The 26,152-nt window shown below is 42.6% G+C and carries 17 protein-coding genes, 1 tRNA gene and 4 pseudogenes; 8 read left to right on the top strand and 14 right to left on the bottom strand.

Translation table 11 applies throughout. The features are described 5' to 3' along the window. Window positions 1–255 precede the first annotated feature (255 nt). Window positions 256–1,299, top strand: a complete 1,044-nt coding sequence (locus tag VL20_RS18285; protein WP_052277358.1) for an IS630 family transposase — start codon at window positions 256–258, stop codon at window positions 1,297–1,299. Window positions 1,300–1,345: 46 nt separating this feature from the next. Here VL20_RS18285 and brnA read toward each other — a convergent pair whose 3' ends face one another. From brnA to ltrA, 5 genes and pseudogenes are all read right to left on the bottom strand, one after another. Then, window positions 1,346–1,570 carry a type II toxin-antitoxin system BrnA family antitoxin gene (brnA, locus tag VL20_RS18280; protein ID WP_002759052.1) on the bottom strand — a complete coding sequence of 75 codons (225 nt, stop codon included), beginning with the start codon at window positions 1,568–1,570 and terminating at the stop codon, window positions 1,346–1,348. After that, on the bottom strand, window positions 1,560–1,829 hold the full coding sequence (locus tag VL20_RS18275) for a BrnT family toxin (RefSeq protein WP_002759054.1): 270 nt from the start codon (window positions 1,827–1,829) through the stop codon (window positions 1,560–1,562). The genes brnA and VL20_RS18275 overlap by 11 nt, the downstream gene beginning before the upstream one ends. Before the next feature lie 295 nt (window positions 1,830–2,124). After that, window positions 2,125–2,198, bottom strand: a tRNA-Met gene (locus tag VL20_RS18270). A 91-nt stretch (window positions 2,199–2,289) separates the two neighbouring features. Then, window positions 2,290–4,115 (bottom strand): annotated as a pseudogene (locus VL20_RS18265) (peptidoglycan DD-metalloendopeptidase family protein). Window positions 4,116–4,744: 629 nt separating this feature from the next. Beyond that, a pseudogene (ltrA, locus tag VL20_RS18260) lies at window positions 4,745–6,542 on the bottom strand (group II intron reverse transcriptase/maturase). A gap of 476 nt (window positions 6,543–7,018) precedes the next feature. Between ltrA and VL20_RS29365 the strand changes: the two are divergent. The 4 genes and pseudogenes from VL20_RS29365 to hflX all read left to right on the top strand — a co-directional run bounded on the left by VL20_RS29365 (window position 7,019) and on the right by hflX (window position 11,641). Further along, window positions 7,019–7,792, top strand: a pseudogene (locus VL20_RS29365) (IS1 family transposase). A 127-nt stretch (window positions 7,793–7,919) separates the two neighbouring features. Continuing rightward, entirely contained in the window at window positions 7,920–8,459 is a 540-nt protein-coding gene (locus VL20_RS32955) for a hypothetical protein (protein WP_284525844.1), read from the top strand. 18 nt (window positions 8,460–8,477) lie between these two features. Further along, complete coding sequence (locus tag VL20_RS32950; protein ID WP_052276825.1) at window positions 8,478–8,948, top strand: hypothetical protein; 471 nt, start codon at window positions 8,478–8,480, stop codon at window positions 8,946–8,948. 989 nt (window positions 8,949–9,937) lie between these two features. After that, window positions 9,938–11,641: a GTPase HflX gene (gene hflX / locus VL20_RS18240; protein WP_002789215.1), complete on the top strand. Its 1,704-nt coding sequence runs from the start codon at window positions 9,938–9,940 to the stop codon at window positions 11,639–11,641. 641 nt (window positions 11,642–12,282) lie between these two features. On the opposite strand, the gene VL20_RS18235 is transcribed toward hflX, so the two are convergent. The 4 genes from VL20_RS18235 to VL20_RS18220 all read right to left on the bottom strand — a co-directional run bounded on the left by VL20_RS18235 (window position 12,283) and on the right by VL20_RS18220 (window position 15,717). Beyond that, window positions 12,283–12,843: a hypothetical protein gene (locus tag VL20_RS18235; protein ID WP_052277357.1), complete on the bottom strand. Its 561-nt coding sequence runs from the start codon at window positions 12,841–12,843 to the stop codon at window positions 12,283–12,285. Between the two features lie 153 nt (window positions 12,844–12,996). Next, on the bottom strand, window positions 12,997–13,278 hold the full coding sequence (locus VL20_RS18230; protein ID WP_052277356.1) for a hypothetical protein: 282 nt from the start codon (window positions 13,276–13,278) through the stop codon (window positions 12,997–12,999). Between the two features lie 4 nt (window positions 13,279–13,282). Further along, window positions 13,283–14,419 carry a DegT/DnrJ/EryC1/StrS family aminotransferase gene (locus VL20_RS18225; protein ID WP_052277355.1) on the bottom strand — a complete coding sequence of 379 codons (1,137 nt, stop codon included), beginning with the start codon at window positions 14,417–14,419 and terminating at the stop codon, window positions 13,283–13,285. Window positions 14,420–14,493: 74 nt separating this feature from the next. Next, on the bottom strand, window positions 14,494–15,717 hold the full coding sequence (locus VL20_RS18220) for an RNA-guided endonuclease InsQ/TnpB family protein (RefSeq protein WP_052277354.1): 1,224 nt from the start codon (window positions 15,715–15,717) through the stop codon (window positions 14,494–14,496). Between the two features lie 176 nt (window positions 15,718–15,893). On the opposite strand from VL20_RS18220, the gene VL20_RS18215 reads away from it, so the two are divergent. Further along, entirely contained in the window at window positions 15,894–16,670 is a 777-nt protein-coding gene (locus VL20_RS18215; protein WP_052277353.1) for an ABC transporter permease, read from the top strand. A gap of 94 nt (window positions 16,671–16,764) precedes the next feature. Here the strand turns inward: VL20_RS18215 and VL20_RS18210 are convergent, their stop codons facing one another. Beyond that, entirely contained in the window at window positions 16,765–17,781 is a 1,017-nt protein-coding gene (locus VL20_RS18210) for a type I glyceraldehyde-3-phosphate dehydrogenase (protein ID WP_002731954.1), read from the bottom strand. A 418-nt stretch (window positions 17,782–18,199) separates the two neighbouring features. Between VL20_RS18210 and murC the strand changes: the two genes are divergently transcribed. After that, window positions 18,200–19,627, top strand: coding sequence for a UDP-N-acetylmuramate--L-alanine ligase (gene murC, locus VL20_RS18205; RefSeq protein ID WP_052278506.1), 1,428 nt, complete (start codon window positions 18,200–18,202; stop codon window positions 19,625–19,627). Window positions 19,628–20,040: 413 nt separating this feature from the next. Continuing rightward, a pseudogene (gene murB, locus VL20_RS18200) lies at window positions 20,041–20,918 on the top strand (UDP-N-acetylmuramate dehydrogenase). Between the two features lie 205 nt (window positions 20,919–21,123). On the opposite strand, the gene VL20_RS18195 reads toward murB, so the two are convergent. The 4 genes from VL20_RS18195 to VL20_RS18180 all read right to left on the bottom strand — a co-directional run bounded on the left by VL20_RS18195 (window position 21,124) and on the right by VL20_RS18180 (window position 25,806). Beyond that, window positions 21,124–21,417, bottom strand: coding sequence for a HigA family addiction module antitoxin (locus VL20_RS18195; RefSeq protein ID WP_253852090.1), 294 nt, complete (start codon window positions 21,415–21,417; stop codon window positions 21,124–21,126). 635 nt (window positions 21,418–22,052) lie between these two features. After that, window positions 22,053–24,602, bottom strand: coding sequence for an AAA domain-containing protein (locus VL20_RS18190; RefSeq protein WP_002757076.1), 2,550 nt, complete (start codon window positions 24,600–24,602; stop codon window positions 22,053–22,055). Next, the gene (locus tag VL20_RS18185; protein WP_002757074.1) at window positions 24,603–25,370 is read right to left on the bottom strand and encodes a hypothetical protein; all 768 of its coding nucleotides are present in this window, start codon (window positions 25,368–25,370) and stop codon (window positions 24,603–24,605) included. A gap of 4 nt (window positions 25,371–25,374) precedes the next feature. Beyond that, the gene (locus tag VL20_RS18180) at window positions 25,375–25,806 is read right to left on the bottom strand and encodes a hypothetical protein (protein WP_002757072.1); all 432 of its coding nucleotides are present in this window, start codon (window positions 25,804–25,806) and stop codon (window positions 25,375–25,377) included. Window positions 25,807–26,152 lie beyond the last annotated feature (346 nt).

Genomic DNA, 26,152 nt, shown 5'->3' with positions numbered 1-26,152 from the left:
CACGGTTCTGAATGGGAGGGGAGGTCGGTGACGACCTTCTCGACCCCTAATTGGGTGGAATTAAATATAAGATGAACGTAGGTTGGGTTGAAGCATGAAACCCAACGCCCGCTCATGTTAGGCTACCGCTAACCCATCCTACAAATAATTGTGCCTCCCTACTTATACTTTGCACGGCTACAACTTGCATTTTTTACTCAAGGACAATAATATAGTTTAAGAGTCATAATTAGAAGCAAAGCACTCATTAAAAACATGATTAACCTAGAATTCACGGAAGAAGAAAAGAACTCACTGTATTATGAAAGATTTCATCATCCCCATCCCCGGGTTCAACTGAAGATGGAAGTTCTCTGGTTAAAAAGCCAAAAGATACCGCACCAAAAAATTTGTCAGTTAGCAGGAATCTCGCCAAATACCTTATTAACCTATCTTCGAGATTATCAAGAGGGCGGAATAGAAAAATTAAAAGAAATCAACTTCTATCGCCCTAAAAGTGAATTAGAGTCTCAAAAAGAAACCCTCAAAAAATACTTCGAGAAAAATCCACCAGCCACAATAAATGAAGCTGTATATAGGATAGAAGAATTGACGGGAATAAAACGAAGTCCTACCCAAGTGAGAAAATTTTTAAAATCAATGGGAATGAAATGTTTAAAAGTAGGTTCTCTTCCTTCTAAAGCTGACCCAGATGAACAAGAGGACTACAAAGAAAAAAAGCTAGAACCCAGACTAAATGAGGCAAAAGAAGGAAAAAGGGCTGTTTTTTTTGTTGATGCCGCTCACTTCGTCATGGGAGCATTTCTCGGTTTTGTTTGGTGTTTTGAGAGACTTTTTGTTAAGTCACCGAGCGGGCGTAAACGCTTCAATGTTTTAGGAGCATTAAATGCAATAACTCATGAAGTTATTCTGGTAACATATGACACTTATATTACGGCAACTCAAGTCTGTGAACTCCGGTCAAAAATAGCTGCTTTAGGACTAATGATTCCCATCACTCTAGTCTTAGATAATGCCCGCTATCAAAAATGTAAAATTGTTGAAGAATTAGCTTTTTCTTTGTCAATAGAACTGCTCTATCTGCCGTCTTATTCACCTAATCTAAATTTAATTGAAAGGCTGTGGAAATTGGTCAAAAAGAAATGTTTATATGGTAAATATTATGAAAACTTTTCTGACTTTTCTTCAGCCATTTATGAATGTTTGAATGATGCCCATTTGAAACATAAAAAAGAACTGGATTCCTTGCTGACTCTACGATTTCAGAAGTTTAATAAATCTCAGATTATGAACGTCTAAAGTATATCAAAGTAATTTGAGTTCCGGTGCTGATTCGGATCATCTTTCAATTTGACAACGCCAATTTTTCCCCAATCCAGTCTTTGACAATAGCTTGTAACGGTAAATCACGACGCTGACTTTCTTGCTCAAGAGCCTCTACCATCCATGAGGGAAACTCAAACGCAATTGTTTGTTCCTCGGAATTAGAACGTTTAATTTTAGTTAAATCCAAGTATTCGATGATATTTTCTCCATCATCAAATTTGCGGTCAAAATCTTCAGCTTTCATAAATTTCTACCTCTTCAGGTCTAGAGCGTCGGACTGAAATAATACGGATTTTGGTTTGACGATAGGTAACTACGGCTGACCAATGCTTACCTGCTATTATACCAATAACAACAAATCGTGGTTCATTTTCTGTTCGGGCTGGAATTTCGACTTTTTGGGAATCTAACCATAATACTTGAGCTTCAACAAAATCTAGACCATGTTTATTTTTGTTAGCTTGGCTTTTATTAGGATCAAATTCAAATTCCGGTTTTTTCATTCTCTTGGCTTCGTTTCCGTGGCTGCATCTCAATTTGGTCGAAATATCTATAGGACATTTTGGGCGCACGCAGTTCGATAAACTCACTGACCACTAGGTACTCCTACCAGAATATTATGGTAGTGACTGTATCGGCAAAAGTTATAGTACAATTGGGCTAATAAATTTTGGAATTCCCTTGCTGCTGTTATCAGTAAAAAGTTATCAGGTAGAACCCGAAGGGAGCGTCCCCAAGTAAAAGGGAAAGAGATATCACCTGACCATAATCTTGCTGGTTTTCTTGGATCTTGTCCGATGGCTCAGGGCAGATTTGAACTGCCGACCTTGGGCTTATGAGTCCCCTGCTCTGACCAACTGAGCTACTAAGCCGTTGTTTACACAGTTATCAATGATAACACATAATCACCCAATTGCACAAGAGCAAAAAAGGGAAGAAAAAATCTTCCCTTTGGGGGCATCTTTAACGTCTGCCTGGCAGGAAAGCGATGGGATTAACTGCGCCCTGGCCGGAGGGGTGAACCTCGAAATGTAGGTGGGGGCCGGTGCTAAAACCGGTGCTACCCATCTGGGCAATTGGCTCGCCTTGCTGAACAGTTTCGCCGCGACGCACCAACAGACGGCTGTTATGGGCATAGAGAGTGACGCTACCATCGGGGTGACGCAGTTTCACCAGATTGCCATAACCGCCAGAATTCCAGCCGGAGGAGATTACTTCACCGGCAGCCGCCGCCACAACTGGTGTACCCACTGGACCGGCGATATCGATGCCGCGATGAGGTCTGCCCCAGCGCCAACCGAAACCGGAGGTTAACACACCTCTGGTGGGCCAGATAAAGCCGGTAAAAATCGGGGCGGGATTAGGTAAATGCTCATCGGGATTAGTGAGGGGAGGAAGAGAAGGTTCTACGGTTTCGCCGACGGGAATTCGGAGGCGGTCATTATACTCTTCCACATTGGTAGGGGCCGAACCGATAATCTGGGGGGGGTGCTTTGGTTAGAACGAGAACGAAGGGCAGTCCATTGGGGATTAGGGTTTATTTGTCGATCATCGGGGGTTTCTGCGGGATTATCGACGGGAATAGCGATACTTTTCTGGGTTTCCGAAAGGTTAGTTTCCCGCAGATTAGCCACCTCTTGGCGCAATCTTTCCCGATAGCTGCCGGTGATATTTTCGGGGAATTCTTCCGTCCCCGTGGTGGCGGTGGCGGCGGGCAAATTTTGTCGATTGCTGGGGTTAAAGGACAATCTAGGGCGATCGCCGACCAAGGGGGTAAGATTTTGATTAACTCTAGCGTTGGCAGAGCGGTCGGGAATCACTAGGGTTTGATTAACTTTAATCCGGTTGGGGTTGTCAATGCCGTTTTCCCTGGCTAATTCGGCGGGGGTGATGCCGAGAGCGCGAGCGATCGTGTTTAAGGTATCCCCTGGCCGAACCCGATAAACTTGATTTTCTGGGGGAATTATGACCCGAGGATTGGGAACGGCGGGAATTTCAGTCACAGGAGCCGGATTTCGTAGGGCGACGCTGGGAATTTCCGGTCTGCTTGTCAAGGGAGGATTAAGGGGAATTGTTGCTATCGTGCGATCGCTTTCAGGGGTGGGAACGGGAATCGGGATCACCTGGCTGGTTGGTCGAGGGGATTCTTCGGGAGCAATAACGGGAATCTCGACGCTAGTTGGCGAATTATCGGGAACGAGAGCGGTAGTTTCAGTAACGATTACTGTTTCCCCAGAATTGGACTGATGGGGGGTTTCCTCGGTTCGCAAGGCGGCCAAACTTTCTTGGAGACGTTGACGGGTTTGACGCAGACTAGCAGAGGAACTATCCAACTGCTCAGGAGTTGCTGCCGGGGCTGCCGGGGGCAACTGCTCAGGAGTGGGAATTTTTAAGGTTTGTCCGATAATCAGATCGGATTGGGGGGAAAGATTATTGCGGGTAGCGATCGCTGAAGGGGTGGTTTGATAGGTGTCGGCTAAACTCCACAGGGATTCTCCCGGTTTTACCTGATGGTCAACTACTGATGTGGCGATGAATTTGACGGTAGCAAGTGCTTGGGATTGGATTATTTGCGGTTCTTTTAGTTCTTTACCCGCAGCTTTGGCTTTTTGGGACAGGTCGATCACTTCCCATTCCGGAGGTACAGAATTGGCGGCCTGGGCTGATTCTGAGGTGGAGTTGAGAAGGCTAGGTACTCCCAGAGAGAGTGCTAATCCCAGCAGGGCAGCCGAGCAACGGACTCGGTTAGACTCAGCATTGCTATTCTGTTCTGGGGTAGCGGATGTCATGGGGTTGTGGATAAAAGTCTCTTTCAAACAGACCTCCTGTGGTGTAAAGAGTTAGCTAGAGCCAGTCGATGAAGCCGATGATTCTAGCTTTCAGCATTAGCCTTGAGGCTAGAGTAGAAGTTAGGCAACTTTCTTTTTAGTCAAAATACCTAAAGGTGACTTTTAGGAGAGATTAACTTAGATTTTGAAATTATGCAAGTCTCCCTCTGACTATTAGCATCGGGATCACGGCAAGTTGGTGACATTTTGAATGTCCAGATTGACGATGCTCTATCTCAGTTGTTCCAAGCTGATCAGCATTTTTGGTCTTGCCAATTTTTGCCAGTTTTTTCATAGAAATTTTTTATCTGTTTTGCGATTTACAAAGAAATTATTAATCATTCGCCGCTCGACAGGAAACAAGGGGCAACGATGGCTATTCAAGGTCAATACCGGATAAATAGGGTTTGCCGAAAAAATTTTTTCTGGGGGCAGGGTGTGGGGTGTGAGGTGTCGGTCGTCCATAGCCAATTAGGTTACACTTCGTCTTGATCAGAAAAAGGCTGTCATACTATTAGGGGTCGAGAAGGTCGTCACCGACCTCCCCTCCCATTCAGAACCGTGCATGAGACTTTCACCTCACACGGCTCCTAGTTTGACTGCTCCCTTGTTAAGGATACAGCTTGACTTCTTTTGGTTGCCATCTTGGCTTCCATCTGATGCCGATTTATCATCGTGACAGTGGCGGTGTAGCAATTGAAGGTTCTTGTATTCGTCCTTTCCGCCTAAGCTGAGAGGGTGAATGTGGTCAACTTCAATTAAATCCGATGGGGTAAAATACTGCCCACATCGGCTACACTTGCCTTGTTGCTTCTTAAGTAGTTTAGCTACTCTAGTCGGTGTGTCAATTGCTTGTCCTCTTCTGGTCGCCCAGTAAGTCCAATTTCCGTCGAATGGTGATGCGTCGGGGCGTACTAGGGTATGTCTGACAATTGGTGTCCAATTATGTTTCCATAGATAGAGACCGTCTTTGGTTTGAAATAGCCAAGATTCTTGTCTTTCTTTCCCATTGCTAAGTTTAACTGTACCCGGTTTAAAGTAGTTTCTCAGCTTTTCGTAGTCCGCTTTACCGCATCTTGATTCTGTCCATGCCCTTAACATTGACCAGATTGTGTAGTCTAGTTTATTGAAGGTATCTGTGGATACTACTCCTGAGTAGTAGTTAGCCCAACCTCTAATAATTGGGTTTAAGTGACTAATCAAGGCTGATTGAGGTGCTGTCTTGTGTTTTTTGATTACACCTTTAATCGCTTCTGTGTGGGCTTTAACTGCTTTTTGGCTAGGTTTAATATGTGTTAGAAATGTTTTGGGTATTCCTTTATTTATTTTCCCTGCTTTATATTTTCCTGCTGGGTATTGCCTAATATTGAATCCTAGAAAATCAAAGCCGGGTTCTTCCGTTTTCCCATTATATTCAAGGGGTTTGAGTGTATGACATACTCTGGTTTTTTCTGGTTTGAGTTCTAATCCTATCGGCTTTAACCATTCAGAAATAGCAGTTTTGCACTGTTCAATGATTTTGAGTGATGGGGAAATTACTACAAAATCATCGGCATATCTTATTAAAACAGCTTGATTTATATTATTCTTTTTGGGGAATAGTGTTTCAATTAATCTTGCCATTCCCTCCAGTGCGATGTTGGCAAGTAGTGGACTTATTACCCCTCCTTGAGGTGTCCCTGTTTCTGTTTCTTCAAATACGCCGTTGTCCAATACTCCTGCTTTAAGCCATTGTTTAATATCTCTTTTCAAGGAACTTGGACAATGAATTTTGGACAGTAAAAGGTCGTGATTAATTCGGTCAAAACATTTGGCAATATCAGCATCTAATACAAAGTAATTACCTTTATTGATGGTTGAGAATATCCTTGATATTGCGTCCTGGGCTGACTTTCCGGGTCGAAAACCGTAGCTGGTTCCTTCCATTTTTGACTCCCATTCTGGTTCGAGTGCCGATTTAATTAACGCTTGTCTAGCTCTGTCTTTGATGGTTGGTATTCCTAGTGGACGTTTTTCATCCCTGCCGGGTTTAGGAATCCATACCCTTCTTAACGGTTTTGCTTTCAGTGTTCCTTTGATTTCTTCGGTTAGATTTAGCCTTTGTTCTGGGGATACTGCTATCATTCCATCGACTCCTGCTGTTTTCTTTCCTTGATTGTCTTGGGTTACTTTGCGTACTGCTAATAGACGAGCGTAGTATGATTTCACTAATAGACGTTGCAACTTTCTAACCTTTGCACCCTGTCCCGATTTAGCCGCTTGGTATATCCTCTTTTGGAGCTTGAAAACGTATCTTTGGATTTTACCCCAGTTGATAGTTTTCCATACATTCGTAGTCTTAGTGGTTTTCGGTTTCCCGAACCCTTTACCTTCTCTCGATTTCGTCATATAGACTCCTACTAGACTCTATCCTTACAATCAAACCGTAACCTGTTAGCATATCTTGACTGTTACCGTCAAGCGTTGGCTTTTGGTTACATCTCACACCCTTGAAGGCTTGCGCTTACACTTATCACTACTGGGTATTTCGACCGATACTCAGAGCCTAAAAGGGTTTATCACGTTCCGTTTATATGGGCATTCCATCTTTAGATTTGTCCTATCCACCGGGGTACTTTTAAAGGTCTGTGTAGGTGTGGATTCAAAAACCCTTACTTTTCCCCTTGTTCTTTTGGGTAGTGATTCGGTAGTAGTGGTAAGCCATCTTGCTTATCTGGACTGAGTCGTGTAGAATATTTACTAATAAAAATAATTGCTTGATAAATGTTGGGGATTTGCTTTTTATGATTGCTATTTTTATCAATATCTTCTCTTGGATAATTAAACTTTGGTTAAATTACGATGAAGATTTAGAACATTGTCTTCTGACAAAAGATTCACAAACTTCAACATCTTGTTGTCCTAAATGTGGTTCTTATCATACCATCAAAAATGGTTCTACACATAATGGCAAGCCGAAACGTCAGTGTAAAGATTGCGGTCAACCGTTTGTGATCAATCCCACTAATAAAACCGTCTCTGACGAAACCAAACAATTAATTGATAAACTCCTGCTCGAACGAATTTCCTGACGAGGAATTGCTAGAGTAACAGGGGTAAGTTGGTCATGTTAACAAAATTATGTCAACAATAAACTGGCGGCTGTTCCCCGTCAAATAAAGGTTTCGGACAAACCAAAAGGTAAATTGGTTATAGAATGTGATGAAATGTGGTCTTTGGTTTTTTCTAAGACGATAAAAGTCTATATTTGGCGGTTAATTGATAGAAATACAAGAGAAATTATTGGTTGCTATGCGCGGAGATAGGAGTCGTCAATCAGCCAAAAAACTTTGGGCTAGTTTACCAGGCGTTTACCGACAATGTGCAGTTGCTTACACAGACTTTTGGGAGTCATATAAGACAGTAATTCCCAGTAAACGTCATCGACCAGTCGGTCAAGAAACTGGTCAAACTAATCATATTGAAAGATTAAATAATACCTTTCGACAAAGGATTTCTCGGCTGGTGAGAGAGAGTCTATCTTTCTCTAAAAAAATGGAGAATCACGTTGGGGAACCCTTTGGTATTTTATCCATGACTACAATGCACAGCAAAGCAAAGGATTAAGCCGCCATCACTACTACCGAATCACCACCTAGATTCGGAGAATGAAACAGCCCTAGGGCAAGGGGGCTTACAGGTGTAGGTTTATTACAAAGAGGTGAGTAGTCACACACAAGAGTGAGAAAATCAAGCTAGAGATTCAGAGGAGCATCGTGAAAGACAATGCTAAACAACAAATATCTCAAGCAGTGGTCGTGCATAGTTTCAGAGCATCTACCTCATTTGTCAATACCGCAAGCTATCGGATTGGCGACTTGGAGTTTTGGCATGGTCATGACCAAATCGAGCAGCTTGACTCAGGTGTCGAGATTTATTGGCGCAGTCAACGAGGAAAAACCTAACACGGTCAGGCAGAGGCTGAAAGAATGGTATGAGGAAGGGAAGGCGAAAAAAGGGGAAAAGCGCAGCACTCTTGAGGTAAGCAGTTGTTTTGCACCTTTGTTAATGTGGGTAATTAGTTTATTGCCTGTAAGTATAGAAAAAATGGCCTTAGCACTGGATGCCACCACTATTGGCAATAAATTCGTAGTTTTGTCGATTAATGTCTTGCTGGCGGGCTGTGGGATTCCCATAGCTTGGTGTATCGTCAAAGCCAATGAACCAGGAAGTGGTCAACCATACTGGCAAAAACTGATCAGACAGCTCAAAGAAGCAGTTCCTACTGGTTGGACTGTGATTGTGCCTGCCGACCGAGGCTTATAAGCGCCTTGGCTCTATCAAGTGATTGTCGAAGCCGGCTGGCATCCGTTTTTACGCATTAACCATCAAGGACTGGTCAAAATTTCCCCTCACGGTCAATGGCAGCCCTTAGATGCTTTGGTTTCAGCTCCAGGACAATCTTGGTCGGGTCAGGTGGTTTGCTTTAAAACTAATCCCTTGGCCTGTACCTTGCTTGCCCGTTGGGATTCTGGCTATCAAGAGCCTTGGTTGGTTTTGACTGACTTGGAACCCCAAATGGCTGATGCCCTTTGGTATGGGTTACGTCCTTCTACAGAGTGTGTTTACCGCGACCTCAAATCCGACGGCTGGCAATGGCAAAACACTCGTCTGCTTGACCCACAGCGTGCCGAACGCCTTTGGTTAGCCATGGCTGTAGCTACCCTCAAAGATGGTTATGCTGGGTGGAGAAGCGGAAAATCAATCTCCTCAACCCGATTTAGAGCAACTTCCCCCCCAACATACTACCTTTAGAAAAATTCTCAACCTCAAACCCTTACGTCGGATTTCTTGTTTTCTTCTGGGTTCTATTACCCTAGTTGCTGATTTACTAAAAGGTTTGTCGATTCACCTTCATCGTTGGAGTTCTTTCCCTCCCACCCCCGTTGATGCTTTTTACTACTCCCCTTCCTCTTAGTTGTAAAATACCTACACCTGTCAGGGGCAAGGGGGGGGTAGGGGAGAATAAATAATCAGTTTTTAATAACCAGATTTAGGATCAGCATTTGCTTGGCTAATTCCAGAGCGGCGATCGCCAGTTATCTTCTCACAGTAGAGAAATGGTCTAGAAATACCCCTAATGAATCATCCGTCTCAAGATAGTCAAGTAGGGTTTTCTATGGTTACAAAATTATGTCAACAATAATAAATTGGCGGCTGTTCCCCGTCAGATAAGGGTGGAAGGTGATGGGATATGAACCTTCGTATTCTCTCAAAAAGTCAAGGTATATATTTGATTGGCTATTGATACAAACACTGGAGAAGTTATTGGTTTTTATCTAGGGTTTGCTGAATAAATATAAAAACCTTGTTGGGTAAGACTTTTAGACTTTTTGTCAATCAAAAAGTACCGGACTGGGAGTGATCAGAGGTAAAATTCCGGGACTTTTTCCCTGAAAATTAGGTAACTGACTACCTCAAAATCGGTAAAACCCTACACCCCACACCCCACACCCTGCCCCCACCAAAAAACTTTTTCAGCAGACCCTAAATAATACTTTTCGACAACGGGTTTTCCGGTTAGTGAGAGAGAGTCTATCGTTCTCTAAAAAAATGGAGAATCAGCTTGGGTATCCCTTTGGTATTTTATCCATGACTACAATGGCCAAGAAAGTAAAGCGTTAAGCCATCATCGCTACTTCTGAATCAGCAGCAAATTAGGTTACACTTCATCTTGATGAGAAACGCTGTCCAGGAGCAGCGAGTCTCATAATCGCTACAATAAATAATAGATAAAATCCTAATTGCGAGGAAAGCCTATCGATACCATCTTCGGCAATACCCAGGGACTGAAAGCTAGTCAGATGAAACAGCTACAAAGGCTGTATCATGAACGCTTGCCTATCGATACTCTCACCACCCCAGAATTCGCCCAAAGACTGGCGGCTATCAGTACCGATATCCATCAACCCCTCTGCACCTATATCAACCGTCGCGGCCAGGTAATTCGTGTGGGAGTGGGAACCCCCCGACAAACCCAATTTTCTCTCTTGGAACTACCCCGCTACGGTTCCGAGCGTCTTTGCGGAATTCGTTGCATCGCCACGGAACTTAAGCAGGAACCGCCAAAAGAATCCAGTTTAACCGCCATGGCTCTGCAAAGATTAGACGCACTGGTGATCTTAACATTAACTGGTACAGGCATGATCCGTCGCGGTGGTGGGGCGACCGGTTATGTGGAGCAAGTCTATCTGGCGCATCTCATACCACAAAGTCAAACAAATGTCAATAGTAATATATACTGGTCTGTTTCCCCGCCCTTAAATCTAGAGGATTTAAGCAAACAGGACTTTTTAGAGTTAGTGGAAGGACTAGAGGCGGAGTTTCAGCGAGAATTTACCGCTATAACCGTTGATAAAGCCGAAGATCGGGTGCTATTGGTTGGTTTGATCACCGACGATATCAGCGATCGCCAGTTTGAGGACGGTTTAAGGGAATTAGAGCGTTTAGTTGATACCGCCGGGGGTAAAGTTTTGCAAGTCACCCGACAAAAACGGGATCATCCCCATCCTCAAACAGTGATCGGTTCGGGAAAAGTGGCAGAAATCGCCCTACAGGTGCAAACTTCGGGGGCTAATTTAGTTGTATTCAATCGAGACCTTTCTCCCGCCCAAATTCGCAATCTAGAGAACCAAATCGGGGTGAGAGTGGTCGATCGCACCGAGGTAATCCTGGATATTTTCGCCCAACGGGCCCAATCGCAAGCGGGTAAACTACAGGTAGAATTAGCCCAATTAGAATACACTTTACCCCGTCTCACCGGGCGCGGATTAGCCATGTCGAGATTAGGGGGAGGAATTGGCACTCGCGGACCGGGGGAGACAAAATTAGAAACAGAACGCCGAACTATTCAACGTCGTTTATCCCGTCTCCAGGATGAGGTGGATCAACTGCAAGCTCATCGTTCCCGTTTACGCAAACAACGGCAAAAACAAGATGTAGCCAGTGTGGCGATCGTCGGCTACACCAATGCGGGAAAATCTACTTTAATTAATGCTCTCACCGCTGCCGAAGTTTATACCGCCGATCAACTGTTTGCTACCCTCGATCCCACCACCCGACGCTTAACTATTACCGATCCCCCCACCCAAGTCTCTCACACCCTGTTACTAACCGATACGGTGGGTTTTATCCACGAATTACCCCCCTCGCTGGTGGATGCTTTTCGGGCAACTTTAGAGGAAGTAACGGAAGCAGACGCATTACTCCATCTGGTGGATCTCTCCCATCCAGCTTGGGAAAGTCAGATTGCCTCGGTGTTAAAAATCCTCTCGGAGATGCCGATTCAAACCGGTCCGATGTTAATGGTGTTTAATAAGTTGGATCAGGTAAAAAGCGAGGATTTGGAAATAGCTAAGGAAAAATATCCCCAAGCTGTTTTTATCTCGGCTATTCGTCGACTAGGATTGGAAACTTTAAAACAAAAGTTAATCGATTTAATTGCTTAAGTATAGCAGTAAGCTGTCAGTATTCAGGAGACAGGAGTTAGGAGTCAGTATTCAGGAGTCAGGAGATTATTTTTATTTATTCTTACCACTTCCTAATTCCCACTTCCTAATTCCCACTTACCACTTCCTAATTCATAATTTATAATTTATAATTTATAATTCCCACTTCCTAATTCCTAATTTATAATTCCCACTTCCCACTCTCCCATACCTTTTAAACAGGATTTTGTATCAGTTATTCAGTTATTATAACGGCTCTTCGTTACTTGTTATGGTTCGATAGGGGGGCATAAATCGACTAAATCCTTATCTGGCAAGAGACTTAATTGATTAGTTCGCTCTAGATAAAAAACAATTGACAAAAATCGCTAAATGCCTTTCTCTATAAGGGTTCCATCGGGAGCATCTCACTTACGCAATGAGTAATTATACTTAGCCTAAAAGCCACTCTTAATCGTGTCTTGGAACGAAATAGAGGCTTTTAAAGACCGCGTACATGGAGAATTAAAACAAGAATTACCCTCGAAAAGCCTATTTTTCTACTAAGTATTTATGCTTATTGCAAAGGTGAGATGCTCCCGGTTCCATCCCTTATAACCCCCATCCATTGCATAACACAAACCGAAGAGCCATTATAACTATCATCTATTAGCCCCAAGATAAATTAACTCGGTATCGGGACGCTTACCAAAGATTTTTTCGGAATAGTGTAAAAGCTCATCATTTTTGATTAACTTCAAAAACTCGTCATTGTCAAGAAATAGTTTCCAGCGATTAGTCACATCCATCTGTTGAGCATTGCCAGTAAAGTTCTGCTTTTCAAAGGAACTGCCACCACCATAACTACTAACATAATTTAAGCCAGCATCAGAAAACTCTAGATTAAGAGCGGCGGAAATTTCTCGACGATAACTAATATCAGAAAACCATAGATTGTAATTAATAATAACCTTGTTATTACTTAGATAGCTAGTTTCTTCAAGGAATTCTTTGGCGTATTCAATCCACATATCAGTCAGAGACATTCCTTTTGTCTTGACAGATAAAAATCCCTTTTTCAAACGACTGGCAATCAGATTAAACGGATCTCTGAGTAAAAGTACATCATACCTATGACTGGTTTTCCCTACATAAAGATCATGTTTTTTTTCATATTTTGGCTCAGTTATTTTGGCAATACTATGATCTTCATAGCTATACAAAAAACAGTTCTTAGTTTTGAAATTACCCCAAGCTTCCTCTCGAAAACCTTTGTGGGGGAAGTGTAGATGAAAATGCCTAAAAGGACTGATAAGTAGTCATGCAAAATTAATTACCTGCCCGATCGAGCTAAAACCCTTACGGGGCAATGATCGTCATGTGTAAATAATTTTGCCTAGGTACTTACTAACATTAACATTATTCAGAAAATAAGAATCTTGTTCTTGCGCTCTAATCCAATTTAACACCGCATGATTACCACTACGTTTCAAACCGATAAAACGAATTTCTCTTTGATTGATGACTTTTTCTAGTTGATCTTTTTGAGTTAGAGTACGCCAGAAATCCCAGGCATCATAGACTAAATCACGCTTGACTTTTCTTAAGTTATATAGTGAATACTTGGCTGGTTTTGAACGCTCATTTATCTGACTCATTAGTTCAATCCTCGGCTAAATCATAAATTGAAAAACTATGCAAACAATCTTTCAGCGCATAGGCTACCTGTTGTTGTTCCTCGCAGCTTAAATCGGGGAACATAGGCAAAGATAACACTTTTTCACTGGCCAATTCAGCCATGGGTAAATCACCTTTTTTATAGCCTAAATACTGATAAACCGGCTGTAAATGCAGGGGAATCGGATAATAAACCATGGATAGGACATCTTTTTCCTGCAAAGCTGCCCGAATTTGGTCACGATTTTCCGTTAGGATTGTGTACTGATTCCAAACGTGCTTACCTCCGGCTAAAGCGGTAGGTAAAGTGATATTAGGCAAAGGTTGCAGTAATTCTCGATAACGTTGGGCAATCTCGATCCGTTGATTATTCCAAAAATCGAGATATTTTAGCTTAATTTGCAAAATAACCGCTTGAATGGCATCTAAGCGGCTATTTACCCCGATTACCTCGTGGAGATAACGCACCTTGCTGCCGTGTTCTTTAATCATGCGAATTTGTGCCGCTAACTCGGGTTTATTGGTGGTAATTGCGCCACCATCGCCACAACCGCCTAAATTTTTGGTAGGAAAGAAGCTAAAACAGCCAATATCGCCGATACTCCCCACTTTCTGCCCATGCCATTCTGCTCCCGTTGCCTGAGCGCAATCCTCGATTACAAATAAATTATGGGAACGAGCAAAATTTACTACCTCAGACATATTGACAGATTGCCCAAAAAGGTGTACTGGGATAATCGCTTTAGTTTGGGGAGTAAGCGCTTTTTCCAACAGTGCCACATCGAGGTTAAAAGTATTAATATCGATATCGACAAAAACAGGCACTGCCCCGACTAAATTAATCGCTTCGGCGGTGGCAATAAACGAAAAAGTGGAAGTAATTACTTCATCCCCCGCTTGAATACCGAGGGAGCGCAGTGCCAGATAAAGGGCATCGGTTCCCGAATTACAGGCAACACAATCGCTAACACCATGATAGAGGGCAAATTGTCGTTCTAATTCGCTCACAGCTTCACCGCCAATATAGCGCCCAGAACGGAGGATTTCTAAAACGGCATGGTTAGCTTCTTCGCTGATGACTTGGTATTGACGGGATAAATCGACGGGGGGAATTGTACTCACGCGCTTTCACTCAAATTAGAGACTAATCGGGATTTGTTGGGGGAAAGAAGGAATAATTATTGACGCTCCCCGCTCTAAAGAGACGGGGATTCTTCGTTCATTGAGTCTCCGTTAGCAAGCAGGATTTCTCCAACCAACCAAGAGGGAATCTCTCCCGAAGCGTTTAAAGTTTGCGTGCGCCCCACGCTAATTAATCCCTTTTGCAAGATGTTTAAAGCGGCGTTTCTATCTCGACAATCTGTATATCCACAATGAGGACAAACATGGGTTCGAGTAGATAGCGACTTTTGGACTTTTTGTCCACAATTAGAACAATTTTGAGACGTATTATGGGGTGAGACAGCGATAGTTAACTTGCAGTATTTGTCCCCAAAATACTCTAGCCATTGCCTAAAAACAGACCATCCTGCATCAGTTATCGACTTAGCTAAATGACGATTCTTAACCATGCCTTTGATATTTAAGTTTTCATAGGCGATTAAGTCGTTAGACTTAACTAAACGGAGTGCCACACTCTTGACAAACTCTTCTCGTTGCCTACTTACTCTTAAATGTTTCCGAGCATATCGCTTTCTAGCTTTGTGATAATTACGAGATTGTTTTTTACCCTTACGGTATTTCTTCGACTTTTTCCTGTTTAATCGGTTTAGTTGTTTTTCAGCTTTTCGATAGTAGTTCGGACAATCAATTTGATGGCCTTCGCTATCTACTAAGAAAAACTTTAATCCCACATCAATTCCAGTGGCTTTCTGGGAGGGTGTTAAAGGCTTAACCGTGTCTCTGGGGTCTAATTTAATGCAGAACTGCACATAATAACCATCAGCACGATTAAGGATTCTTACCCGTTTAATCTGGTCTGGTTGATAATAATTAATATCTCTAGAACCAATCAACTTAAGAGTACCAATACCTTTTTTGTCTGTAAAGGTAATATGACGTTTATCTTTTGATAGCTTCCATCCAGATACTTTATACTCAACAGAACGGGAATGTTTTTTAAACTTAGGGTAGCCTTTCTTTCCTTTAACTTTATTTTGGCAATTATCGTAAAACCGAGTAATTGCCCGCAAGGTTCTTTCTACGGCAGTCTGGCAAGCATGGGAGTTTAAATCATCAACAAATTTAAACTCTTTCCTTAATGCTGTGTTGTACCGAAATAACTCTGTTTTGCCAACACCAGGATTATCCATCCAATAACGCAGGACTTTATTCCGAACAAATTGAGTTGTCCGTATTGCCTCATTAATGGCTTCTATCTGATTAGGTTTTGGCTTAACTTTGTATTCTAGTACAAACATTTTGACACTGCTCGACCCAGTATCAATATTTTAACACAAAATTCCTTAAGTTGACAATACATATTTATTTAAAGCCGCCCGACCCTTCCCTAAAAGCGAGGGTCTTCACCCCGACATCTGTGATAAACTTGCTATTTATAGATGAAGTATCCTTTTAATTTGTTTCTTTTATTTTTATGGATGGATTAGTAGAACTAAATCTGGTGGATTTGGGTTGGGCTTTGGGGATGATGGGTATTTGTTTAATCCTCTCCCGTTGGTCAAATTTAGCCCTAGAGGGACAATTATTATTAGCGACCGGTCGATCGATCCTGCAATTATTAGTGGTAGGCTACGTTATCGCCGTTATTTTTTCCCTGGATAATCCTCTAGCTGTGCTGGGGATTTTGGCAGTAATGATGACTATAGCGACTATTGTTGCTAAAAATCGCATTGATAGCCGAGATAAAGGCTTATTACCCCTAGTTTTTGGCTCTCTGTTGATTAGTAGCTGTCTAACTTTAGGTTATGCGATCGCTTTAATTATTCAACCAGAACAATGGTACTCACCCCAATACTTAATTCCCTTGACGGGGATGGTGTTAGGGCAAGCGATGAATAGTGCCTCTTTAGCCGGGGAGAGATTAAGCAGTGCCATTAAAAGTCACCGTTTGGAAATCGAAACCCATCTTTGTTTAGGGGCAACCCCTCAACAAGCGATCGCAGCTTATCAAAAAGAAGCGATTCGAGCTAGTTTAATACCCACCCTCAATCAGATGATGGTGGTGGGTTTAGTCAGTTTACCCGGAATGTTCACCGGACAGGTATTGGCAGGAAGTGAACCTTTAAACGCCGCTTCCTACCAGATACTGATCCTGTTTATGATTGCCCTAGCTAACCTAATCACCGCTCAATTGGTGACAGAGGGAATCTATCGGCGCTTTTTCGGTGAGAATTTATCACTGCTCAGTTAACAGTTATCAGTTATCAGTTATCAGTTATCACTAACCACTCCTGACTCCTAATTAACGCCCACTGTTCACTGATTACTGTTTACTGATCACTGATTTAGCCTTTCCACTTGCTGGCGACGACTTCAGCGAGATCAACCACCCGTTGGGAGTAACCCCATTCGTTATCGTACCAAGCGATAACTTTCACCATATCGCCACCCATCACCATGGTGAGACTAGCATCAATGATCGAGGAGGCATCAACACCGCGATAATCAGAGGAAACGAGGGGTAAATCATTATATTCGAGAATTCCTTTCAAAGAATTTTCCGAAGCTTCTTTGAGGACTTCGTTTACCTGTTCCGCGATCGTACTTTTTTCCACTTGCGCGACTAAATCCACCACAGAAACGTTAGGAGTGGGTACACGCAGAGCGATACCGTTAAGTTTCCCTTTCATGTCGGGGATAACTAAGGCTACAGCTTTAGCGGCACCGGTGGAGGTGGGAACGATGTTAACGGCTGCGGCGCGAGCGCGACGCAGATCCCGGTGACTAGCATCCAGAATCCGTTGATCACCAGTGTAACTGTGGGTGGTGGTCATCGTCCCTTTGATGATGCCGAAGTTTTCGTGAATCACTTTGACAACAGGAGCAAGACAGTTGGTGGTACAACTGGCATTACTGATGACGTTGTATTTATCGTGTTCGTATTCGTGAGCGTTGACACCAACGACATAGGTTCCCACTCCCGAACCTTTACCCGGTGCGGTAATGAGGACTTTTTTAGCTCCTGCGACAATATGCTTAGAAGCGCCCTCTTCATCGACGAAAACACCGGTAGCTTCGATCACTAAATCTACACCCCATTCTGCCCAGGGCAGATTGAGGGGATTGCGATCGGAATAACATTTAATGGTTTTACCGTTAACAATTAAAGAATTATCATCGGCATCGATATTAGCGTTAAGTTTGCCTAACATCGAGTCATATTTGAGCAGGTGAGCGTTACTCCGGGGATCGGATGTATCATTGATCCCCACTACCTCCAAGCCACTATTAGTCCGTCCTAACCAACATCTTAGGAAATTACGTCCAATCCGTCCGAAACCATTGATCGCTACTCTAATCACTGCTGCTTGCCCTCTACGTTTTAGTGCAATACATAAAAAAATAATTAATGTTCCCAATCATACCTTAAAGGTTGAACTTTACGATCCCGATCGAAAATAATTTATTAGCTCACCATTCAGGAGAGTAGGAGACTCCGAGACAGGAGACTCCGAGACAGGGGACTCCGAGACAGGGGACAGGAGATTATTTTTATTTATTCTCCTCACCTCCCCACACCCCACACCCCACACCCCACACCCACACCCCACACCCCAAAAAAAGGGAATTGGGAGAAAAAATTTTAATTCTGCGTCAAGGATGTTGCAAGGTGACTGGGCAACACTTGGGAATTCTGCTCAAATGCCCCTATCATGAGGTTGACTTTACTACCGATCGAGTTTAAAACTTATATAATTGTGGGTCTGAGGAGTGAAAAAAGTGAAAAAAGTTAATTTTAACGGCCAACCTTTCCATTTTATCGGTATTGGCGGTATTGGGATGTCAGCCCTCGCTTATATCTTAGCCAAGCGCAATTTACCTGTGTCTGGCTCCGATTTACGTCCTACTCATATCACCCAACGGCTACAGGGAGCGGGAGCGCAGATTTTCCACCGTCAAGAGGCAAATAATTTAGCTTTATTTCATTCTCCCGGCCCTCAAAACAGTAGCCAAACAGTTCCGCAAGTAATCTGCTCCACGGCGATTAATGACCATAACAAGGAATATCGAGCGGCCAGAGACTTAGGATACCCAATTTTTCACCGTAGCGACGTTTTAGCGGCTTTAATCGCTGATTACGACAGTATCGCCGTTGCTGGAACCCACGGAAAAACCACCACTAGCAGCTTAATCGGTTACGTTTTGTTAGAAGCGGGATTAGACCCCACGATCATTGTCGGTGGTGAGGTGGACGCTTGGGAAGGTAACGCTCGTCTTGGTCAAGGTCGTTTTTTAGTGGCAGAGGCCGATGAGTCCGATGGTTCCCTAACCAAACACGCGCCAAAAATCGGCGTAATCACTAATATTGAGCTAGATCACCCAGATCATTACCAGAATTTAAGCGAAGTTATCGATACTTTCCGTGAATTTGCCAATCAGTGCCAGATTTTAGTCGCTTGTTTAGATTGTGACACGATCGCCGAGCATTTCCGTCCGACGATTAGTTATAGTCTCGATCCCGAAAAAGGTGCCGATTACACCGTCAGCGAGATTATCTATGAACAGGGAATGATGAAAGCTTCCGTCTGGGAAAAAGGCAGTTATCTGGGACAAATGGAAGTGAAAATCCCGGGGCAACATAATATTAGTAATGCTTTGGCAGTGGTTGCCATCGGACGTTATCTCGGTTTAGAATTTGCTGTTATTGCCGATGCGATCGCTACTTTTGCCGGAGCAAAACGCCGTTTTGAACACAAGGGAGAGGCAAACGGCATTACTTTTATCGATGATTATGCCCACCATCCTAGCGAATTGTTAGCCACGTTAGCGGCGGCAAAATTGAAGGTAGAAGGCAAACAGTACCAACGTTCGATCGCTATTTTCCAACCCCATCGCTACAGTCGCACCACTACCTTTTTAGAGGAATTCGGCTCCGCTTTCAGTTCCGCCGATGTGGTAGTCTTAACGGATATTTATAGTGCCGGGGAAGTGAATATCGATCACGTCACTGGGCAGCAAGTGGTCGAACAGGTGAGAAAACACCATAAAAACGCCTACTATCACCCCGAATTGAGTTCTTTAGGTCAATTCCTGCTAGAAATTCTCCAACCAGGGGATCTAGCCCTCTTCCTCGGTGCTGGCAATCTCAATCAAGTTATCCCCGAAATGCTCTCTCTTTACCGCGAACAATTAGCAGTTAGAGTATAGAAGTTAGTTATCAGTTATCAGTTATCAGTTATCAGTGATCAGTGATCAGATTTGAGTTTTTAAGTGAGCAGTATTAAATAGGGTTTGCTGAATAAATGTGAAATGTAGGCAAGGTAGGGGTTTTGTGGCTGTATGAGCGAAACAGGTGTAAGATTTTGAGAGAATCGTCGTTCAAAACCTTGCGTCTTCATCGGCCCGCGTCCTGTAGGGGCGAAGCATTCGGGCAATAACCTATCGGTGAAACCGCAGATTTTCTATCCGAATGCTTCGCCCGTACTTTTTCAGCAGACCCTAAATAAGTAACATGATCGTTGGGTTTCATGCTTCAACCCAACCTACGTTACGTTCTGCTCCCCAACCCCCAATTCATAATTTATAATTCATAATTTATAACTTCCAACCCCTAAAACCCTATGATTAAAACCTCTGTTTCTCTAGCTGATTTCACTTCCTACCGGGTGGGGGAAGAGCGCAATGGTATGCCGAACCAGTTAATCTAGAGGAATTAAGAGAAGTGTTCGCTTGGTGGCAATCGCAAGGGTTGCCCTTGACTGTTTTGGGGGCTGGTTCAAATTTACTAATCAGCGATCGAGGTTTACCCGGACTTGTTCTCAATACTCGCCATCTGCGATCGAGTTGTTTTGATGCCGAAACTGCTACGATTACAGCAGCGGCGGGGGAACCTCTGCCAAAAATAGCTTGGAGAGCGGCAAAAAGGGGCTGGAGGGGCCTAGAATGGGCGGTGGGTATCCCCGGTACGGTGGGGGGTGCTGTGGTCATGAATGCGGGGGCGCACACCTCCTGTGTGGCGGATCGATTAGTGCGGGCGCTGGTATTAAATCCCGATGGTCAGTTAGAAACTGTAAGCAAAGAAGATTTAAATTATAGTTATCGCAGTTCTTCTCTGCAAGGGGATCAACGTTTAGTTATCGAAGCTACATTTCAGTTAGAAGCTACCGATAATTGCGAGGAAATAATGGCAATTACTACCCATAATTTACGCCATCGCAAAAGTACCCAACCCTATGATCGTCCCAGTTGTGGTAGCGTTTTCCGCAATCCTAAACCGCAATTTGCCGGGGCTTTAATTGAGGAAATGGGATTAAAAGGTTATCAAATTGGTGGAGCGCAAGTATCAGAATTACACGCTAATTTTATCCTGAATATTGGTTCGGCAAAAGCCTCGGATATTCTGCGTTTAATTCGTCATGTGCAGGAACAAGTGTTCGATCGCTGGTCTCTCTGGTTAGAACCAGAAGTGAAAGTTTTAGGGGAATTTGACGGGATTTAATTATTTTTCTCGATAACGGTTGAACTCAGCCGCGATGGGCTGGAGTGCGACGGCAGATATTTTTATAATCCTCTAGCATGGTGCGTTCCCCAAAATCTATTGGTGGGGCAGTAGGAGCCACATTAGGGAACGCACCCTACAAGATTGCGATCATACTATTTTTAATATATCTCGTGGGTGGTGCGTTACATTTAATTAACGCACCCTACGCGATCGCCGATCGCACTGATAGCCGTTTGACTTTGATATTGCCAATTGTCTGCTCTGCTTGCCATAGATCGTATTGCATTTGCTGATTGAGCCAACTTTCAGGAGATGTATCGAAAGCTTTCCCTAAGCGAATTGCCATTTCGGGGCTAATACCTGCCCTACCATTTAAGATGGCAGATAGGGTTTTTCGACTTACACCCAATGCTTCAGCAGCCTCAGTCACAGTCAGATTCAAAGGTTCGAGACAAAGTTCTTTAAGAACTTCACCAGGATGTGGTGGATTATGCATTTTCATCAGTGGTAGTCCTCAAGATCGACATCACAAGCATCAACACCGTCAAAGGTGAAAGTGATCCGCCAGTTTCCAGATACTCTCACCGTCCAGGTTCCTTTACGTTGCCCTGCCAGTTCATGAAGTACCAATCCGGGTAAGCAATTATTGTAGGTTGGGTTGACGCAAGGAAACCCAACAAAGAGTAACCTTTGGGGTGGTTGGGTTTCGCTTTTTCAAGCGAATTAAGCTATTTTCGCCTCAGTATTGTTTCGCTCAACCCAACCTACGAGGCTATTTTTAATATATCTCGTGGGTAGTGCGTTACGACGGATTGCTAGTCCTAAGTAAGAGCAGAGATTGTCGCCGTCTAACGCACCCTACTGGACTATTAATTACACGGAAACTTTCCGTATATCACGCCCAAAAGCGTGTTATCCAGATTAGCCTACTGCTAGTGGAGCAGTAGGAGCCACATTAGGGAACGCACCCTACAGCGATGGCCATCATACTGACAGTGGGAGCAGTCTAACGGTTGATCTGAGCGGCGGCAGATAGCCTCGGCATCACCCCCAATATCTCCCGTCCGTCCGCTCCAGCGCGTTGTTAGCCCGCTTTCGGCACCACGCGATGAGTCTAGAGGCAGACTAGATCTAGATCGCCAAAACTGATTTAAGCTGCCGATACAGATCTGAAACTGTATCGAGAAAATCAGGCTCATCTCTATCACACAGCCAACCCTTGCTGTACCACTTATGATAAGGAACGTGAACAATCTTCCAACCAGCCCGTTGAAGGATATCAATCCGTGAGAGATGACTTTCGGAGTAGGTGTAGCCACCTTCAGCAAAGTGATGTACACCATCAACTTCTATTGCACAACATTCCTCGTTTAGAGAGTTAAAGATAACAAAATCCAGTCGTTTGCTACAACTCTCAACCTGATTATAAATTTTCAATGATTCAGAGCCATGACTCTGAACAAATTCTTTGAGGTACTCTAGTACCTTAAACTCAAATTCAGATTCAACTTTTGATTCATCAAATCTCCAACTGAGCCTGTTGTCTAAAACTGTTTGTTGTTGAACGGGTTCTACCAAGCTACCTTCATTAACTGGATAACCGAAATTCTGCAAATACTCCTTTAGTAAATGAGCAGTTTTAGGTATTCCGCCATAGATAAGATAGGTATAATTTACAGCGCGACTGGTTGCTACATTAAACCGATTAGGGTTTTCATAGTGACCTTTTGCCCATCTATTGTTAGTTCCATCAAGCCCTAGAGTTATAATTATTATGTTCTTTTCATTTCCCTGAAACTCTTCAGGTGTGCCAACAAACAATTGATAATCTTTCCATTCATCATCAGAAAATTTTTCTTGAAGTCGTTCTCTAATGGCATTTCTTTGCTGAGTTAAGAACGACAAAACCCCAATTGTTGGTTTATTTCTAATCGTAAAGCCATGATGACTCAATGGTTCTTGTAGGTAGCTATTTTGACGGATCAAGCCACTGAGCTTGTTGATGAGTTCTTCAATTTCTTCAGGAACAAATTTTGTAGTCAATTCTCTTTGACCACCAACCTCAACTGCCTCAAAGCAAGACTTATTAACGTTTTTACCTACCTCTGTCATAATTAATAGGCTATCGTCGTAAAAGGTTTTGCTTGTAAATCTAGCTAGTTGAGGCATAGAACGAAAGTGTTCATTGAGAGTCACTTTTGGAATGGTAAAGTAATTATCTTGATTTATAATAAAATCAAGAATTGAAGATTTGCTTACAATTAGATCCTTTCCTTCTGCTTTTTCATAGGAAATAACCTGATTCAATCCTGCAAAGCAATGGTTCCAAATAAGTCTTTCAAACTTTCTATTCAGTGAGAATAAACCTGCTGCATTTAAGCCAAGTTGCTTATCGTCTCCTACCACACAAAAGCTTCTACCTCTATAAAAAGCAGGTATTATTTCTGCAATATTGACTTGAGAAGCCTCATCAACAATGACGAGATCAAAGATTTCATTTTGAAAAGGTAGAAATTGACCAATATCCTTAATTTCACCAGCCCAAAGCGGGAAAACACTGGTAAGTCTGTTGTAGTCAATCCTACTCATGGCTTCCAAGACTCTAGTTTGATTTGTCCACCTTAGAAGCTTCCGAAATGCATCAGTGACATTTTGATTCTGTTGTAAGTTTCTGGTAAATTGATATTCAATTAGCTGCTTAATATATTGTCTCTTTTTATCTAGCAAGACTTGCTCTTGCTGCTGAATCACTTTCCTTATTTGACTTAAACTAGGATTAATTCTACGTCGAATAGATACAGATTCGGTATAAGAACTATTCACTTTAAAGAGCAATTCTAGATATAGAGGAATTTGACCGAGTTCATTTCTTGAAAATCTAGTCTTGTCAGCTTTTAGTCCATCAACACACTGCTTGTAGAAGCGTCTTATATAAATAAAATCTTTACGCTTAAGATTCCCTGATGAGAGTTTTTTTTGAAGTTTATCAATATTTTTTATGAACCAATCTTTACCTGATTCATGAATTTCTTCCTCTCTTAAATCAAGTTGCTTTGTGTAGTTTCGGTCAAAGATATCAGCAAAATGATTTCTTTCTTTTAGATATAGATCGTTCGCCCGATAGAATTCATTTTCTGTATCTAAAGCTCTTTTCAATTGATCTCTGTGCTTTGCAAGCCCTTGATCTAGATCTATAATTTCTTGATGCAAGGAATCAAGTTCTTGTTTCTGCTTAGAAATATGACTAAGTAAATTATGTGCATTAACTCCCGAAGATTTTGCTTCAATATAAGCTTGAAGCTGCTTACGTTCTTGGCTTTCAGAGCCTACGTAAATGACGGTGTTTTTACCCAAAAAATCTTCTAATTTTCTACGAACGACATCAATAGCAGCCTTTTTTTGAGAAACAAATAATACTTTTTTGTTTAGCAGTAAGGCTGAAATCATTATTGCTACGATAGTGTAAGACTTCCCCGTACCAGGAGGTCCCTGGATATAGGAAATTTCACGCCGCCAAGCATTGTATAGAGCATCCTTTTGGCGATCAGAAAGAGGTAGTGGCAAATAGGCAACTGCCTTATCAATTGATAAACATTCGGTTAAATCGCTATTAAATTCAACAGATTCATTCTGCAAAATTCCTTTAAATAGCTTTTTCAGAACTTGATTTTGAAATGGCATTTAGCTAACCTCTGAAATCAGTTTTCGTAGTGCTGTATAAGTTGATAGTTGCCCAGGTGAGCTAGCAACATAAAAAAATCGATGATTGTAGAAGGTCAACTCTACAGTACCTAGCTTCTCTAGCTTCTGAAGAGTGAAGTCTTCCGTTGAAGGGTGTATTTGATTGAACTCAGGGATTTTTTCATGGATTCGTCGAAAAGTTTGGTCTGCTAATGAATTAGTCGTCAATTTTACACTCTCATGCCTGAGAATATCCTCTAAACTATTTTCTATATCTTCTAGAACTTCAAGCTTGTTGGCATCAACACCTGCACTCTGAAATCCCATTCCCTCATCTTCTTCTTCATCAAGATCTTGCTCTAAAACCAGAGTAATTAAGTCATAATTTAGACTCACCGAATCCAATTCAATGCTATAAGTCAATGACCTGCCGTTTTCATCTAGATCAGTTTTGACGAGGAAATAAATTAATGGTGCGGCAACATACTTCTTGACTTGCTTCTTCTTGAATGAACCAGCGATCAAGCCATTTCCCAGGAAAAGTTGGCGATCACTTTCCTTTTCAAGATAATTTCTGACATCACGCAAATACTGAGAATCTACATCTGCATCTTCAAAGGGTCGATAGTAGTGAGGGCTTTTCTTAGTTTTTCCATAAAGAGTGTTTTCCATCCCAGTACGCAGGCTAATTTTGCGACTCATTTCTTGAAGATAAGATAAGTACGCATGAACTACCTCGGATGATTCTTCTGAGTGTTTGGAATCCATATTTTTAAAATCTAACTGATTCTTCCAAGCTGTTTTTCAGCGCTTCAAGCTTATCTGCAACCGTTTGAAGTTTCCCTACTTGCAGATCCCCACCTCCACGTAGGAGTTCATATAAACTAGAAATATTTTTCTTTAGTATCTCAAGCGTATCAATAATTGCCTGGAGTCTCCCAATTTGTAGGTCTCCACTCCCACGTAAAAGTTCATATACTTTGTCGATAGATTTGCTTTGAGCATCAATTAGTTCAACTAACTTTTGCTCTATAGCTTGATTTCTTTGTATTAGACGTTCAAGCTGTTTGTAGATATCTGAATCAGATTCAGTCCGTTTCTTAGCGTTAGTGTTTAGACTTTTCTGTATTTGCAAAAGAATAAATGCAAGAATTGCAGTTGAGATTGCTGATACGGCTGAGAAAATTACCAAGGCTAGTTCCATCTTTGAGACTCTTTGGGTAAAACGATCCTTAGCACAGGATAACAAAAACTGTTGTGAGAGGCACTTGCCGATGACTTTACCGTAGCTTGATGCTTAACGCCGACAGGTAGCCCCTAAACTACTGCCTCACAGATAACCTTGCGGGCTAACTATTGATTATACGGAAATTTTCTGTATAACACTCCTGAAAGTAATGATATGGGTCAACTTTCGGCATATCACCCCATTTAGGCGCGATCTCCAGAACTTTTCCGTATATCACGCCCAAAAGCGTGTTAGCCAGATTAGCCTACTGCTAGTGGAGCAGTAGGAGCCACATTGGGGAACGCACCCTACGGCGATGGCC

It is taken from the genome of Microcystis panniformis FACHB-1757 (assembly GCF_001264245.1).
GTDB classification, from domain to species: Bacteria; Cyanobacteriota; Cyanobacteriia; order Cyanobacteriales; family Microcystaceae; genus Microcystis; species Microcystis panniformis.
This window is presented reverse-complemented; position numbering and strand designations above follow the sequence as displayed.

What these genes read in the sequence shown, in the direction of transcription:
- VL20_RS18285 (WP_052277358.1), top strand. Translation starts at nt 256, where the DNA reads ATGATTAACCTAGAATTCACGGAAGAAGAAAAGAACTCACTGTATTAT.
- brnA (WP_002759052.1), bottom strand. Translation starts at nt 1,570, where the DNA reads ATGAAAGCTGAAGATTTTGACCGCAAATTTGATGATGGAGAAAATATC.
- VL20_RS18275 (WP_002759054.1), bottom strand. Translation starts at nt 1,829, where the DNA reads ATGAAAAAACCGGAATTTGAATTTGATCCTAATAAAAGCCAAGCTAAC.
- VL20_RS32955 (WP_284525844.1), top strand. Translation starts at nt 7,920, where the DNA reads ATGCTAAACAACAAATATCTCAAGCAGTGGTCGTGCATAGTTTCAGAG.
- VL20_RS18230 (WP_052277356.1), bottom strand. Translation starts at nt 13,278, where the DNA reads ATGAGTCAGATAAATGAGCGTTCAAAACCAGCCAAGTATTCACTATAT.
- VL20_RS18220 (WP_052277354.1), bottom strand. Translation starts at nt 15,717, where the DNA reads ATGTTTGTACTAGAATACAAAGTTAAGCCAAAACCTAATCAGATAGAA.
- VL20_RS18215 (WP_052277353.1), top strand. Translation starts at nt 15,894, where the DNA reads ATGGATGGATTAGTAGAACTAAATCTGGTGGATTTGGGTTGGGCTTTG.
- VL20_RS18195 (WP_253852090.1), bottom strand. Translation starts at nt 21,417, where the DNA reads ATGCATAATCCACCACATCCTGGTGAAGTTCTTAAAGAACTTTGTCTC.
- VL20_RS18190 (WP_002757076.1), bottom strand. Translation starts at nt 24,602, where the DNA reads ATGCCATTTCAAAATCAAGTTCTGAAAAAGCTATTTAAAGGAATTTTG.
- VL20_RS18185 (WP_002757074.1), bottom strand. Translation starts at nt 25,370, where the DNA reads ATGGATTCCAAACACTCAGAAGAATCATCCGAGGTAGTTCATGCGTAC.
- VL20_RS18180 (WP_002757072.1), bottom strand. Translation starts at nt 25,806, where the DNA reads ATGGAACTAGCCTTGGTAATTTTCTCAGCCGTATCAGCAATCTCAACT.